Here is a 13,979-nt window from a genome sequence, read left to right on the forward strand (position 1 = left end):
TCCATGGACCTCACCGCATCCGTTCTTGCCGCCCCCGCCGCCCCTGCGACCGACGCCCGGGTGCTCGTCGTCCTGCCCTCGCTGGGCACCTCCGCGGCCGCTCTGTGGCAGCAGGCCGCCACCGAGCTCTCCGCGCTCAGTCCGGAGACGACGGTCATCGGCATCGACCTGCCCGGTCACGGTCGTTCGGCTCCGATCGAGGTGCCCACCGGCACCGAGGTGGCTCCGCGGCTGACGATGACCGACCTCGCCGAGGCGGTCCTTGCCACCCTGGATCGGGTCCTTCCCGATGTGGCCGCCACCGACGCCCCCGTCGACCTCGCCGGCGATTCGATCGGCGGCGCCACCGCCCTGCAGCTGGCGCTCGACCACGGAGACCGCTTCGGCCGCATCGCCGTGTTCTGCACGGGCGCGAAGATCGGTGAAGCAACAGCTTGGGAGGAACGCGCGCAGACCGTGGCGACCTCGGGCACCCCGACTCAGGTCATCGGTTCGGCACAGCGCTGGTTCGGGGAAGGGTTCATGGACCGGGAGCCGGAGGCCTCGGCCGCTCTCCTGCACTCGCTGCAGGACGCCGACCGGTTCTCCTATGCCGCTCTCTGCTATGCCCTCGCCGATTTCGATGTCCGCGCACGCCTGCCCGAGATCTCGCGGCCGCTGCTGGCCGTCGCCGGCTCCCAGGACCAGCCGACTCCGCCGACGAAACTCGCCGAGATCGCCAACGGGGTCCCCGGCGCACTCCTCGAAGTCATCGACGGCGCCGCTCACCTCGTCCCCGCCGAGGCTCCGGTCGTGACCGCGGGTCTGCTCGCTGACTTCCTGCACGGAAAGGGACTCGGTGCAGGGGCCGGCGGCACCGGCGGTGCAGGCGCGACCGCCGCAGACGATTCGGAAGCCGACCTGCCCACCGCGTCCGGGCCGAGGGAGGCCAGCCGCGACGAAGTCCGTGAGGCCGGAATGACCGTGCGCCGTCAGGTGCTCTCCGATGCCCACGTCGACCGGGCGAACGCGAAGGTCGACGACTTCACCAGCGACTTCCAAGACCTCATCACCCGCTACGCCTGGGGCGAGATCTGGACCCGGCCCGGGCTCGAACGGCGCATGCGTTCGGCGATCACGCTCACGGCAATGATCGCCGGAGGCCACGAAGCCGAACTCGCGATGCACGTCAAGGCCGCACTCCGCAACGGACTCACCCGCGACGAGATCAAGGAAGTCCTTCTCCAATCGGCGATCTACTGCTCCGTGCCGAGCGCGAACACAGCCTTCTCCGTCGCATCCCAGGCACTGGCCGAATTCGACGCCGAGGAATCCTCCGACTCCTGAACCTCCGTCGGCGGGGCCTCGACCAGTTAAGCGGGTTCAGAGTGCACAGTTTTCACGAGATTCTGGCAATCTGTACACACTCAACCTAGTAGGCGCAGGGGCGACCGCCTGTTCGAATCGTCACATTGCGTCCTCAGGGCTACCGAGCAGCGGTGATGGGCAATAGGCTGGTGCGGTCGTCGCCCGAACCAGCAGCCTCCGAAGGAGTTCCATGAGCGAAGCACCGGTCTCCCGCGGAGTCTACAAGTTCGCGGTCTTCGCTTTGGCGATCGGCGCCTTCGCCATCGGAGTGACCGAATTCGCGACCATGGGTCTGCTGCCCATGATCGCCGAGGAACTGGGCATCACCGTCCCGCAGGCCGGACATGCGGTGTCCTTCTACGCGATCGGCGTCGTCGTCGGCGCACCCCTGATCACGACCATCGCAGCCCACATGGACCGCAAGCTGCTGCTCCTGTGCATGATGGGCCTCTTCGCTCTGGGCAACCTCGCCTCGATGCTGGCTCCGACGGCCGGGCTGTTCAACATCGCACGCTTCGTCTCCGGCCTGCCGCACGGCGCCTACCTGGGCATCGGAGCCGTCGTCGCCGCCTCCCTCGTCCCGGCCAATCGCCGCGGCCGGGCCATGTCGCGAGTGATGCTCGGCCTGACGATCGCGAACATCTTCGGCGTGCCCTTCGCCGCCGCACTGGGCAATATGTTCGGCTGGCGCAGCGCCTATGCTCTCGTCGCCGGCCTCGGAGTGCTCACGGTCATCATGGTCGCCATCGGCGTCCCGCGCGTGAAGCTCGGCGCCGTGCCCTCGGCCCGTGGTGAGATCAAGGCCCTCGGCCGCGTCCAGATCATCCTCACCCTCGTGGCCGGCTCCGTGGGCTTCGGCGGCATGTTCGCCGTCTACACCTACATCACCCCGACGATGACCGACGTCGCCGGCGTTCCCGAGATCGCGATCCCCTGGGTCCTCGCCGTCTACGGGCTGGGCATGACCGCCGGCTCGCTCATCGCGGGGCCGCTCGTCGACAAGTCCATCGAACGCTCGGCCACGGGCGGCATGATCCTCTCCGCTCTCGTGCTGGCCGCCTTCGGCGCCTTCACCCACATCGCGGCGATCGCGATCATCGCCCTCTTCCTCATCGGCATCTCCGGGTCGATGATCACCACGGCGCTGCAGATGCGTCTGTTCCGCGAATCCCACGACGCCCCGAGCCTGTCCGCGGCCATGAACCATGCCGCCTTCAATCTCGCCAATGCGCTCGGCGCGTGGCTCGGCGGCATCGTCATCACCGCGGGCCTCGGCTACCGAGCACCGGCCTGGGTGGGGGTGGGCCTGTGCCTGTCCGGACTCATCGTCATCTCCATCGCGATCTTCCTTCGCCGAGGCGGCTCCCCCGACCCGAGCACCCGCACTTCCGTGGAAACCTGAGCCGGTATTCAGCAGAACCCTCCGCCGAGACACTGGAACTATGGGTCACTATCGGATACTTTCCGGCTCAGAAATGTCCGTTTGTGACCTACGTTTGGGCGGAACGCTCGGCGCGGACAGTATCCGAACGTGACCCGCAGCTGCATGCCGATACGATGAAGCCATGGATCATCCTGCGCCCGGTCGCTCTCATGCCGTGACCCGCCACTCTGACGACCTGACCCTCCGCCCTGAATCGGCCGTACTCCTGACCCTCGCGGCGCTGGCCGTCCTCGCCCTTCTGCTGCTGAGCGGATGCGGATCTTCTGATTCCGGGGGCGATTCCGCCGACGGCTCGGACTCTTCGGCCGCCGCGGGAACCTGCTCGTACCCCGCCGATTCGCAGTCCGCGGCGAAGGACGTCAAAGCACCGGCAGAGGAACCGGAGGCGAAGGGCACCGTCGACGCCACCGTGGCGACCAGCGCAGGGGACCTCGCGGTGACTCTTGATGCCGACCGCACCCCGTGCACCGTCAACAGCTTCCTGTCGCTGGCCGCGCAGAAGTACTTCGATGACACCGAATGCCACCGCCTGACCACCGAGGGCATCTTAGTCCTCCAGTGCGGCGACCCCACAGGCACCGGCTCCGGCGGCCCAGGCTACTCGTTCGCCGATGAGCTCGACGGCTCCGAGACCTACCCGGCCGGCACTCTGGCCATGGCCAACTCCGGTCCCGACACGAACGGCTCTCAGTTCTTCGTCGTCTACGACGACAGCTCCCTGCCGCCCGACTACACCGTGTTCGGTCAGCTCGACGAGGCGAGCACGAAGACCGTCGCCGATCTCGCAGCCAAGGGCACGGACTCCGGCGCCGGGGACGGCGCACCCAAGGAGAAGGTGACGATCACCGAGGTCACCTCCGCCGAGTGACCTCACGTCTGAGTTGCCCACAACACTCGGACCTCCTATGGATCTCAGCACCTGAGACCTGGAAATCACGTTCTATGAGACGAGCGTAATGTCGATTCGTCGCCGTCGACGCTGTGCCTGACACAGCGCCGACGGCCTTTTCCATTGGCACGGACCACCCGCCCGTGCCTGCACTCACGAAACAGCGGAGCACCACCACCATGTCCACCGAAACACAACCGGAGAATCCCTCCTCGGCACCCGGAGTCGACGACGACGCAATCGCAGCGACTCGGAAGAACAACACACGCGGCAAGGTCCTGACCGCCTCGATGGTCGGCACCACCATCGAATTCTTCGATTTCTACGCCTACGCCACGGCCTCCTCGCTGGTCTTCCCGGCCCTCTTCTTCCCCAACCAGACATCGACGACGCAGCTGCTGAGTTCGTTCGCGATCTTCGGCGTCGCCTTCGTCGCCCGCCCCCTCGGCTCGATCATCTTCGGTCACTTCGGTGACCGCATCGGCCGCAAGAAGACGCTCATCGCCTCCCTGCTCATCATGGGCATCGGCACCTTCCTCATCGGCCTCCTCCCCACCGCAAGCACCCCGGGCTGGGTCGTCCTCGCCCCGCTGTTCCTCGTCCTGCTGCGCTTCTGCCAGGGCGTCGGCCTCGGCGGCGAATGGTCGGGTGCGGCGCTCCTGGCCACCGAGAATGCCCCGAAGGGCAAGCGCGCCATCTGGGGCACCTTCCCGCAGCTCGGTGCCCCCGTCGGCTTCATCATCGCGAACCTGCTCTTCGTCGCCCTCGGCACCTGGACCTCCCCCGAGGCGTTCCTCGCCTGGGGCTGGCGCATCCCGTTCCTGCTCTCGGCACTGCTCGTGGCCGTCGGCCTCTATGTCCGCATGTCGCTCATGGAGACCCCGGCATTCCAGCTTGTCGCGCAGAAGCAGCAGATCTCGAAGGCCCCGCTCGGACGCGTGTTCGCCACGAGCTGGAAGCCCCTCATCCTCGGCACTCTGATCATGCTCGCGACCTACGTGATCTTCTACTTCATGACCGCGTTCACCCTCACCTACGGAACGTCACCTGCCACCCCCGAACAGGCACAGACCGCCGCCGAGGCGGCAGGGAAGACCTTCGACCCCGCGGGCTTCGTCGCCGGGCTGGGGTACACGAAGAACGAGTTCCTCACCTACCTCATCATCGGGGTCGTGTTCTTCGGCATCTTCACCGTCGTCTCCGGACCCTTGGCAGAGAAACTGGGTCGTCGGAAGATGCTCTTGGGTGTGACCGTGCTCATCGCCGCCTACGGACTCGTCGTCAATGCCCTGTTCAACGCCGGCACCCCGGGAGTCATCATCGGCCTCATCGTCGGCTTCATCCTCATGGGGCTGACCTTCGGACCGATGGCCGCGTACCTGCCGGAGCTCTTCCCCGCCAATGTCCGCTATACCGGCTCGGCGATCTCCTACAACATGTCCAGCGTCATCGGGGCCGGTCCCGCACCGTTCGCCATGGTCGCTCTGTGGCAGGCCGAAGGAGGGTCGATCTTCTACTGCGGTCTCTACATCATCGCCGCGGCGATCGTCACCATCATCGCCTTGTGGCTGGCCAAGGACACCTCTGACCTCGACATGGAGGACCAGCTGAGCTGAGCCCCAGACCGAATGTGGTCGTTCCACCGAGGCCCGATCGCCGTTTCAGGCGGTCGGGCCTCGATTCTGTGACCGCAACTCGCTGGCAGCGCAGGCCGGTCGCCCGCATACGCGGCAACACTACGATTTCGTCACAACCGCCTCGGCGATCATCGAAGCGCCGTGGGTGTGACCCAGTTCACGGTAGGATTCCTCTCAGACACTGCCCAGACACGGATGTCCGGGCAATCCGTTTGCGTGACGAGGCCGTCACCGATCTCCTGGAGGAACCATGAAACGACGCTCGAGCCTGGCCATTGTGGCCGTCGGCGCCATGCTCGCCCTGTCCGCCTGCGGCGGCGGAGGCGATTCCGAACCTGCAGCGACCGCCGAGGGCGGAGTCCCCTTGGTCAAGGAAGGCAAGCTGACCACCTGCACCCACCTGTCCTACCAGCCCTTCCAGTTCGAGAAGGACGGCGAGGTCGTCGGCTTCGACGTCGACATCGTCGATGCCGTGGCGAAGAAGCTCGGCGTCGAACAGGAGATCATCAACACCTCCTTCGAGACGATCACCTCGGGTGCGGAGTTCAACCAGAACAAATGCGATGTCGCGGCTGCGGCGACGACGATCCAGCCGAAGCGCGAAGAGGCTGCGGACTTCTCCGAGCCGTACTTCGACGCGAACCAGGCGATCCTGACGAAGGCGGACAAGACTGCGAAGGACGAGGCGGGCCTCAAGGGCTTCAGAATCGCAGCGCAGGCAGGCACCACCGGCCTGGACTACGCGACCGAGCACTTCAAGGATTCCGAGGTCGTCACCTATGAGGACCTGCCGCTTTCGCTCGAGGCGCTCAAGACCGGTCAGGTCGATGCCGTCATCAACGACAACGGCGTGCTGTATAACTACAACGCCGAGAACAAGGGCTTTGCGGTCGGCTTCGACATCAAGACCGATGAGCACTACGGCATCTCGATGAAGAAGGGCAATTCGGAGATGAAGAAGGCCGTGGACGATACTCTCGCCGAGATCAAGGAGAACGGCGAGTACGACAAGATCTACGAGAAGTGGTTCGGCGACGCCCCTAAGTGATCGCGCCTGAATGGGCGGTCTGCTGCGACGACAGCGTTGCAGCAGACCGCCCGTTCGGCTGAGCCCGACCGCCTCGCCTGAGCCCAACTGCCGCTCACGGCATGCATCTCGGCGGGCATCCCCGCCACCGTTTTCGAAGGACAACACCCATGTCAGTTCCCCATGCGCGAGAGGACGGCCGCCCGACCGACCCCGCCGTTCCCGTCGCAACCGCCACCCCGAAAGCCAAGATGAGCAAACGCCAGAAGGCGAAGCTCTCCCGCGGCATCCAATACGCCGTTCTCGTCGTCATCGCGATCATCATCGCGCTGGTCGCCGATTGGCCGACCTTCATCGACACGTTCGGACGATTCGACATCGCCGTCGGCATGTTCCCCGACGTCATCACGGGAGCGCTGAAGAACACAGTCGTCTTCACCGTCCTCGGCTTCGCTCTCGGCCTGGCGATCGCTCTCGTCGTCGCGCTGATGCGCTTGTCCTCGGTCGGCGTCTACCGCTGGCTGGCGACGATCTACATCGAGTTCTTCCGCGGTCTGCCGGCCCTCGTCGTCTTCCTCGTCATGGGTTTCGGATTGCCCGTCGCCTTCCCCGGGTTCATCCTCCCGCAGCTCGTCATCATCATGATCGCCCTCGGCCTCGTGTCCTCGGCGTATATGGCCGAGACGATCCGCGCCGGCATCCAGGCAGTGCCGAAAGGGCAGATCGAAGCCGCCCGGTCTTTGGGCATGTCCTCGTCGCGCGCAATGTTCACGATCGTCCTGCCGCAGGCCATGCGCATCATTCTGCCGCCGCTGACGAACGAGCTCATCCTGCTGACCAAGGACTCCTCCCTGGCCTACATCCTCGGCTCGTCGGTCGACGGCCGTGAGCTCGCCGCCCTCGGCCGAGCAGAGATCGTCAACACCGCGAATCTCACCCCGTTCATCGTCATCGCGGTCTGCTATCTCATCATCACGGTCCCGCTGTCGTATCTTTCGCGGGTGTTGGAGAAGAAGTACGGTTCCGCCGATTCAGGAGTGAAATGATGACTGCCACCACCTCGTATTCGTCGACGAAGACCCCGATCATCGCGATTCGGAACCTGCAGAAGAGCTTCGGGGCGAACAAGGTCCTCACCGATATCAGTCTCGACGTCGACAAGGGCGAGGTCGTCTGCGTCATCGGACCCTCGGGCTCGGGCAAGTCGACGATGCTGCGCTGCATCAATACGCTCGAGACTCCTAGCGGCGGCTCGATCGTCGTCGACGGCATGGACATGACCGATCTGGACCTCGACATCGACGCTGCCCGCACCCGCATCGGCATGGTCTTCCAGTCCTTCAACCTCTTCGGCCACCTCACGGTGCGGGAGAACCTCACGATCGCCCAGACCAAGGTGCTGCGTCGTTCGAAGGCCGAAGCGAACAAGGTCGCCGAGACGAACCTCGCGAAGGTCGGGCTCTCCGAGAAGATGGAGGCCAAGCCGGGATCGCTCTCCGGCGGGCAGCAGCAGCGCGTGGCCATCGCCCGGGCACTGAGCATGGACCCCGACGTCATGCTCTTCGACGAGCCCACCTCGGCGCTGGACCCGGAGACCGTCGGAGACGTCCTCCAGGTCATGCGCAACCTCGCCGAGGCGGGAATGACGATGGTCGTCGTCACCCACGAGATGGAGTTCGCCCGGCAGGTCGCCGACCGCGTGGTCTTCATGGACGGCGGAGTCGTCGTCGAGGAAGGACCTGCCAAGGATGTCATCGGCAATCCCCAGGAGCAGCGGACGAAGGACTTCCTCTCCCGCGTGCTCAATCCCGGACAGCTGGGATAGCGGACAGCCGGTCGACCGCGGGCTCAGAGAGTGAAGCCGGCGGGGAAGGGATCACTCGGGTCGAGCATGAACTGCGAGGTCGCGGTCAGCCAGGCGCTGCCGGTGATCGCCGGCACCACGGCCACGTGTTCGCCCACGGTCGTCTCCTTGATGAGGCGGCCGGTGAAAGTGGTGCCGATGAAGCACTCATTGACGAAATCCGTATTCAGTCCCAACTGCCCGCGGGCGTGCCGGACGGCCATGAGCGCGCTCGTCCCAGTGCCGCCGGGCGAACGGTCCAGCCACCCGGGGTGATTGATGAGGACGTGGCGGGCATCCGGTACGTCACCCCTCGGCCCGGGCTCCGTCGGCGGCGTCAGAAACACGACGTGCTCGCAGCCGCGGTAGCCGGTGTCCGGATGCACCGGGTCAAGCTGCTCGTTGACTGCGGCCATGATCTCACGACCGGCAGCGATGAAGTCGTCGCCGCGCTCGCGCTCGAACGGGATGCCGACCTCCTCGGCGGAGACGAAGGCGTAGAAGTTCCCGCCGAACCCGATGTCGCAGGCGATCCTCCCCCGCCCGGGCACCTCGACGGACTGGTCGAGCGCGTGCGCATAGGAGGGAACGTTGATGATCGTGACCGCCTCGGCGTGACCGTCCCGGACGGCCACCTCGGCGGTGATGAGCCCGATCGGGGCATCCAAACGCACAGTCGTGACGGGTTCGACGACCGGCACCATTCCCGTCTCGACGAGGACGGTCGCGACCGCGATCGTGCCGGCTCCGCACATCGGCAGCACCCCGGTCACCTCGATGAAGAGCACTCCCCAGTCCGCGTCGGCACGGGTCGGCGGCTGCAGGATCGCACCCGAGAGCCACCCGTGGCCGCGCGGTTCGCACATGAGGAAGGTCCGCAGGTCGTCGGAGTTCTCGATGAACCATTCACGACGTTCGGCCATCGACTCACCGGGGAATGCTCCGACTCCGCCGGTGACGACACGCACGGGCAGCCCCTCGGTGTGGGCTTCGACTGTCTGGATGAGACGGTTGGTGCGCATTGTCCCTCGCCTCGCCTTTCTCGCTCAGCTCTCCAGAACGTCCTTGAGGATGACGCGGTAGCCCTGGCGGGAGTCGAAGCCGTGGATCTCACGGGTGTCGAGCGCCGACATGAAGTCGAGCACCTCGGCGGTGATGACCTGTCCGGGCACGAGCACCGGGAACCCTGGCGGATACGGGGTGACGAATCCGGCCGAGACCGGCTGTTGCCCGTTCTCGACGCGGCGTCGCAGCTCATGCGGGAGCACATGCTCGATGTTCTGCCGGCGCAGACCCGCATAGTAGGCCGTGCGCAGGTCGCCGTCGGGCAGCTGCTTCGACGGATCCTCAGCAGGAACCTCGGCGGCATAGTCGGGGGCGAAGGCACTGAAGTCCGGCAGCGGAGGCATCACCGCTGCGGGTTCGGTCAGCGCATCCTGTTCATGGAGCTCGTGCGGATCATTGAACATCCCCGCCAGTTTGACCAGCACCTCGATGAGGTAGGCGACGGCCGAGCGTGAGGTGCCGATGTTCGTCATGAACAGCACCGTGTTCCGGCTCGTCTTATTCACCTGGATGCCGTAGCGGTCCATGAGGTGCTCGTGCTTGAACGTGTCCCCGTCGACTCCCGTGCCCGAGATCTCGACGGTGATGCGGCTGGGATCGACGACGAACTCGTCGCGGACCCAGGCGTCCCACATCGTCGACAGGCCATCGCGCAGCGGCATCGTCCGTTCGGTGACGCGGTATTCCTCCGGAATGAGGTCGGCAGCGGTGAGCACTTTGAACGTCTTCTTCAGCAGCGGATGCCTGGCGATCGCCGAGGACAGGCTCATCGCCAGGTCGAGCTGCTTCTGCACGAGCGCGAAGCCCTCCATCTCCACCTGCCTGCGACCGAGATCGAGGGACGCGAGGATCTGGTAGTTCGGCGAAGTCGACGTGTGGGTCATATACGCCTCGTGGAAGGCCTCCTCGGCACCGGAGGAGAACTCCTGATCGTAGACGTGGATCATCGAACCCTGGCGCAGCGCGGTCAGCGTCTTGTGCGTCGACTGAGTCGCGTACACGCGGATCGTCGCATCCGGCGGCGGCAGCAGATCCTCCTCCAGCCACACCGAATCGGGGGCGGGGGCACCGGTCTCGGGATCGAACAGGCGCTTCTGCTGCTCCCGGTACGCCGCGGCGTGCGCGTTGGTGGACAGGTTCTCCTCCAGGGTCTCTGCAGCGACCATGGCGGTGCGCTTGCGGGTGACCGGGTGGAACCGGGCGAAGGCGAACCAGGCTTCGTCCCAGAGGAAGACGAGGTCGGGTTTGATCGCCAGGCACTCGGACATGACCGTGTAGGGGTCGTAGACGATTCCGTCGAAGGTGCAGTTGGTCAGGGTGATCATCCGCACCTCGTCGAGGCGGCCGGCGGCCCGGTAGTCGAGCAGCAGCTGCTTGATCCTGGACAGCGGCACCGCCCCATAGAAGGCGACATCGTTGAGCGGGTACGCCTCGAGGTACGCGGTGCGAGCACCGGTGAGCATGAGCGCATGGTGGTGGGACTTGTGGCAGTTGCGGTCGACCATGACGACCTCGTCGGGTGAGACGACGGCCTGGTGGACGATCTTGTTCGCCGTCGACGTGCCGTTCGTGACGAAGTACGTGCGTTTGGCACCATAGGCGCGCGCGGCCAGCGCCTGCGCCTTCTTCAGCGTATGCACCGGAGCGAGCAGGGAATCGAGCTCACCGGAGGTGGCACTGGATTCGGCCAACAGCAGATTGAGTCCGTAGAAGTCGACGAAGTCGCCGATCCACTTCGAACCGACGACGGAGCCGCCGCGGGAGACGGGCAGGGCGTGGAAGACACCGGCCGGGCGGCGGGCATGCTCACGGATCGCGTCGAAGAACGGAGTGTCGTAGAGGTGCTGGATGCGGCGCAGCAGCGACAGGTGGAGTTCGAACTGGTCCTCACGGCGAAACACACGACGGAACCGGTGCGTCAGGGCACCGGCGAGGCTTTCGATATGCGCACCGGCCATGAGGTAGAGGTCGAGCTCCGGACGCAGATTCGCCAGAGTGTCGGCCAACCGCAGCACCCGGCGGACCGAATTGAGCGGACTCATCGGCGCCGTCGGCGATTCCTTCGTCGAGGTGTGCGCGAACTCGATGGAATCGCGCAGGTCGCGGCTGAGCACCTCGCGGGTGTTGTCCGTGAATCCGGGTCGGATGACGCAGGCGAGCAGGTTCGGGTTCGTCAGTGCCGCCGCCACCGCATCGTCGGCGGTGGGCACGATCACGTAGTCGTAGATGAACTGGTCGGAGGCATTGCGGAGTTTGAGCAGGTCCGTGTGCAGCTCATCACGGCCGCCTTCGGTGGTCTCATCGACGATGAGGACCTCGAAGCGGGGACGGGTGTCCTGTCGGTCCTTGAGTTCGGCGCGCTCATCCTCGGTGAGCTCGTCTTCACCGGTGTCGGGCACGGTGGTGCCGCGCAGCCGGTTGACCGCACGGGTGATCATGTCATGTGCCCGGTCGAATTCGCCGTTCGAGAGCAGGTCGGTGATCTCCTCGACATAGCGCTGGCCGAAACCGGCCCAATAGAGTTCGATCGTCTTCAGCGAGCGCAGCGAGCGCCACACCTCGCCGTCTTCGGCGATCATCGAGAAGTCCCCGCCGCTGACGGCCAGCCGCTTGATCGCGAACTTCAGGTACTCCCACGCATCCGAGCGCAGCCGCCAGGTGCTCGCCGGCATTCCCGGGTCCCGTTCGAGCTGCGCCCTGCGCGGTGTCGACGGGGCCCCGGCTCGACCGTGCCTGCGGCCGCCGCCGAGGTCGGTGGCCTCAAACTCCTGCGCCGTTGCCTGGTCGGAGTCGATTCCGGTCATGCGAGAGCCTCCTGGCTGTCAGTCTCAGTCCTCACCCCGCTTCGGTGAGGATTTCCTGCTCACGGGCTCAGCCGGCGGACCGTACTGATTCCGTTGTTGCACGATCATACGACCTCACGGTTGCGAATGGGCACGGTGGTGGGCCCGTGAGACAACCACGGAAGGCAAAATGATGATAAGGATGGGGTATGGACACCTCCGCGTCTCTTTCTGCAGGTCATCTCATCGTCGAGGAACTCGAAGCACACGGAGTCGCTCGCACCTATCTGGTGCCCGGCGAGTCGTATCTCGATGTCATCGACGGTCTCCGCGATTCGGCGATCACCCCGATCGTCTGCCGCCAGGAGGGCGGTGCCGCGTATATGGCCGTCGCCGAGGGGCGGATGACCGGGGTGCCCGGAATCGCCATGGTCACGCGTGGCCCGGGGGCGGCGAACGTCAAGGTCGGCGTCCACACCGCCTACCAGGACGCGACCCCGCTCGTCGTCTTCGTCGGGCTCATCCCCACCGATCATCGGGGCCGCGAATCCTTCCAGGAATTCGATCTCGAGGGCTGGTTCTCCTCGACCGCGAAGAAGGTTCTCACCCTCGATGATCCCGACAAGACCGCCGAGGTGGTCGTCGACGCCATGCACACCGCCGTGACCGGTCGGCCCGGTCCCGTCATCGTCGGCCTGCCCGAAGAGGTCCTCGTCCAGCGCAGTTCGGGGACGGTCCTTCCCCCGCGGGTGCATGGTTCGGCATCGCCGTATGCCGGTGACGTCACGGAGCTGCGGGCCCGCATCGCCGCCGCCGACCGCCCCGTGCTCATCATCGGCGGGGAGGACTGGTCGCCGTCGACGTCGCGGCGCATCGCCCAATGGTCGCGCGACCGCGGCCTCGGGGTGCTCGGGACCTTCCGCGCCTACGACGGCATCGACCATGACAGCCCGAACTTCCTCGGCATCTTAGGCTTTGGTGCCGCCCCCGTGGCCATGCGCACCCTCGCCGAGGCGGACCTGCACATCTATCTCGGCTGTGTCCGCACCGATGTGGCCACCGACGGGTTCAGCAACGGCGTCGACCAGCGCACCGTCGTCATCGGCCCCGATGCCGATGCGCACGGCCACTTCGGTCGCCTCGACCAGCACATCGTCACCTCGGTCAGCCGGTTCGCCCAATCCCTGTTCACCGAGGAGGGCACCCGCACCTATTCGGTGTCCTCCGACGGGTCGATCGATGAACCGCCGCTCGGCGACGCCCTGTCCGAAGCGGCCGGGGACGCCGTGCCGCTGCCGGACTGGGTGGCCGAGGCCAGATCCGAGCTCGAGGCGTGGCGGAGACCGCAGGTGGCAGCGTCGGGGTCGGCCGCCTCGGCGGGGTATGTCGACATGGACGAAGCATTCGTCCACGTGAAGGAGCTGCTGGCCAAGGACGCGATCATCACCTACGGAGCGGGGAACTTCTCCGGCTGGGCCACGCGCTTCCTGCCCACGCACGGGTTCCCCTCGGCACTGGGCCCGCGCAACGGATCCATGGGATTCGGGCTGCCCGCCGCGGTCGCCGCCGCGCTCGTCCACCCGGAACGGTCGGTGTTCTGCATCGCCGGCGATGGAGATTTCCTCATGAACGGGCAGGAGATCGCCACGGCCGTCCAATACGGCGCCGACATCACCGTCGTGCTCAACGACAATTCGGTCTACGGCACGATCCGCGGCCATCAGGACCGCGAATACCCGGGCCGGGCCACGGCCACCGCACTGCAGAACCCGGACTTCGCAGCCATGGCCACGGCGTTCGGAGGGCTCGGCATCCGCGTCGAGGCCACCGAGGACTTCCGTGACGCGTTCGAACGGGCGCTGGCATACAAGGGACTCTCGCTCGTCCACTGCATCACGGATCCGGCCGTTCGCGGGGCGCGCCTGCCGTGAACGGTTTGCCGTG

At 66.0% G+C, this 13,979-nt stretch carries 10 protein-coding genes; 8 read left to right on the forward strand and 2 right to left on the reverse strand.

Features of this window, described 5'->3' with window-relative positions; all coding sequences use genetic code 11:
* Nucleotides 1-3: 3 nt before the first annotated feature.
* The 7 genes from pcaDC to GUY37_RS14955 all read left to right on the forward strand — a co-directional run bounded on the left by pcaDC (nucleotide 4) and on the right by GUY37_RS14955 (nucleotide 8,169).
* Nucleotides 4-1,326, forward strand: coding sequence for a bifunctional 3-oxoadipate enol-lactonase/4-carboxymuconolactone decarboxylase PcaDC (gene pcaDC / locus GUY37_RS19535; protein ID WP_166827159.1), 1,323 nt, complete (start codon nucleotides 4-6; stop codon nucleotides 1,324-1,326).
* Between the two features lie 211 nt (nucleotides 1,327-1,537).
* Nucleotides 1,538-2,749 (forward strand): MFS transporter, encoded by a 1,212-nt coding sequence (locus tag GUY37_RS14930; protein ID WP_152348673.1) that lies wholly within the window; start codon nucleotides 1,538-1,540, stop codon nucleotides 2,747-2,749.
* 163 nt (nucleotides 2,750-2,912) lie between these two features.
* A complete protein-coding gene (locus tag GUY37_RS14935) occupies nucleotides 2,913-3,659 on the forward strand; it encodes a peptidylprolyl isomerase (protein ID WP_166827162.1) in 747 nt (248 codons plus the stop codon).
* Nucleotides 3,660-3,859: 200 nt separating this feature from the next.
* On the forward strand, nucleotides 3,860-5,296 hold the full coding sequence (locus tag GUY37_RS14940; protein ID WP_323127508.1) for an MFS transporter: 1,437 nt from the start codon (nucleotides 3,860-3,862) through the stop codon (nucleotides 5,294-5,296).
* Nucleotides 5,297-5,567: 271 nt separating this feature from the next.
* Nucleotides 5,568-6,365: a transporter substrate-binding domain-containing protein gene (locus tag GUY37_RS14945; RefSeq protein WP_166827165.1), complete on the forward strand. Its 798-nt coding sequence runs from the start codon at nucleotides 5,568-5,570 to the stop codon at nucleotides 6,363-6,365.
* Nucleotides 6,366-6,595: 230 nt separating this feature from the next.
* Nucleotides 6,596-7,390, forward strand: coding sequence for an amino acid ABC transporter permease (locus tag GUY37_RS14950; RefSeq protein WP_166829848.1), 795 nt, complete (start codon nucleotides 6,596-6,598; stop codon nucleotides 7,388-7,390).
* Entirely contained in the window at nucleotides 7,390-8,169 is a 780-nt protein-coding gene (locus tag GUY37_RS14955) for an amino acid ABC transporter ATP-binding protein (protein WP_407645365.1), read from the forward strand. Before GUY37_RS14950 ends, GUY37_RS14955 begins: the two co-directional genes overlap by 1 nt.
* 23 nt (nucleotides 8,170-8,192) lie before the next feature.
* On the opposite strand, the gene GUY37_RS14960 is transcribed toward GUY37_RS14955, so the two are convergent.
* Nucleotides 8,193-9,209, reverse strand: a complete 1,017-nt coding sequence (locus GUY37_RS14960) for a proline racemase family protein (RefSeq protein WP_166827167.1) — start codon at nucleotides 9,207-9,209, stop codon at nucleotides 8,193-8,195.
* Between the two features lie 24 nt (nucleotides 9,210-9,233).
* The gene (locus GUY37_RS14965) at nucleotides 9,234-11,924 is read right to left on the reverse strand and encodes an aminotransferase class I/II-fold pyridoxal phosphate-dependent enzyme (protein ID WP_166829853.1); all 2,691 of its coding nucleotides are present in this window, start codon (nucleotides 11,922-11,924) and stop codon (nucleotides 9,234-9,236) included.
* A gap of 320 nt (nucleotides 11,925-12,244) precedes the next feature.
* Here GUY37_RS14965 and GUY37_RS14970 point away from each other — a divergent pair, with 320 nt between their 5' ends.
* A complete protein-coding gene (locus GUY37_RS14970; RefSeq protein ID WP_166827170.1) occupies nucleotides 12,245-13,966 on the forward strand; it encodes a thiamine pyrophosphate-dependent enzyme in 1,722 nt (573 codons plus the stop codon).
* Nucleotides 13,967-13,979 lie beyond the last annotated feature (13 nt).

The organism is Brevibacterium limosum, assembly GCF_011617705.1.
In the GTDB taxonomy this organism is placed as follows: domain Bacteria; phylum Actinomycetota; class Actinomycetes; order Actinomycetales; family Brevibacteriaceae; genus Brevibacterium; species Brevibacterium limosum.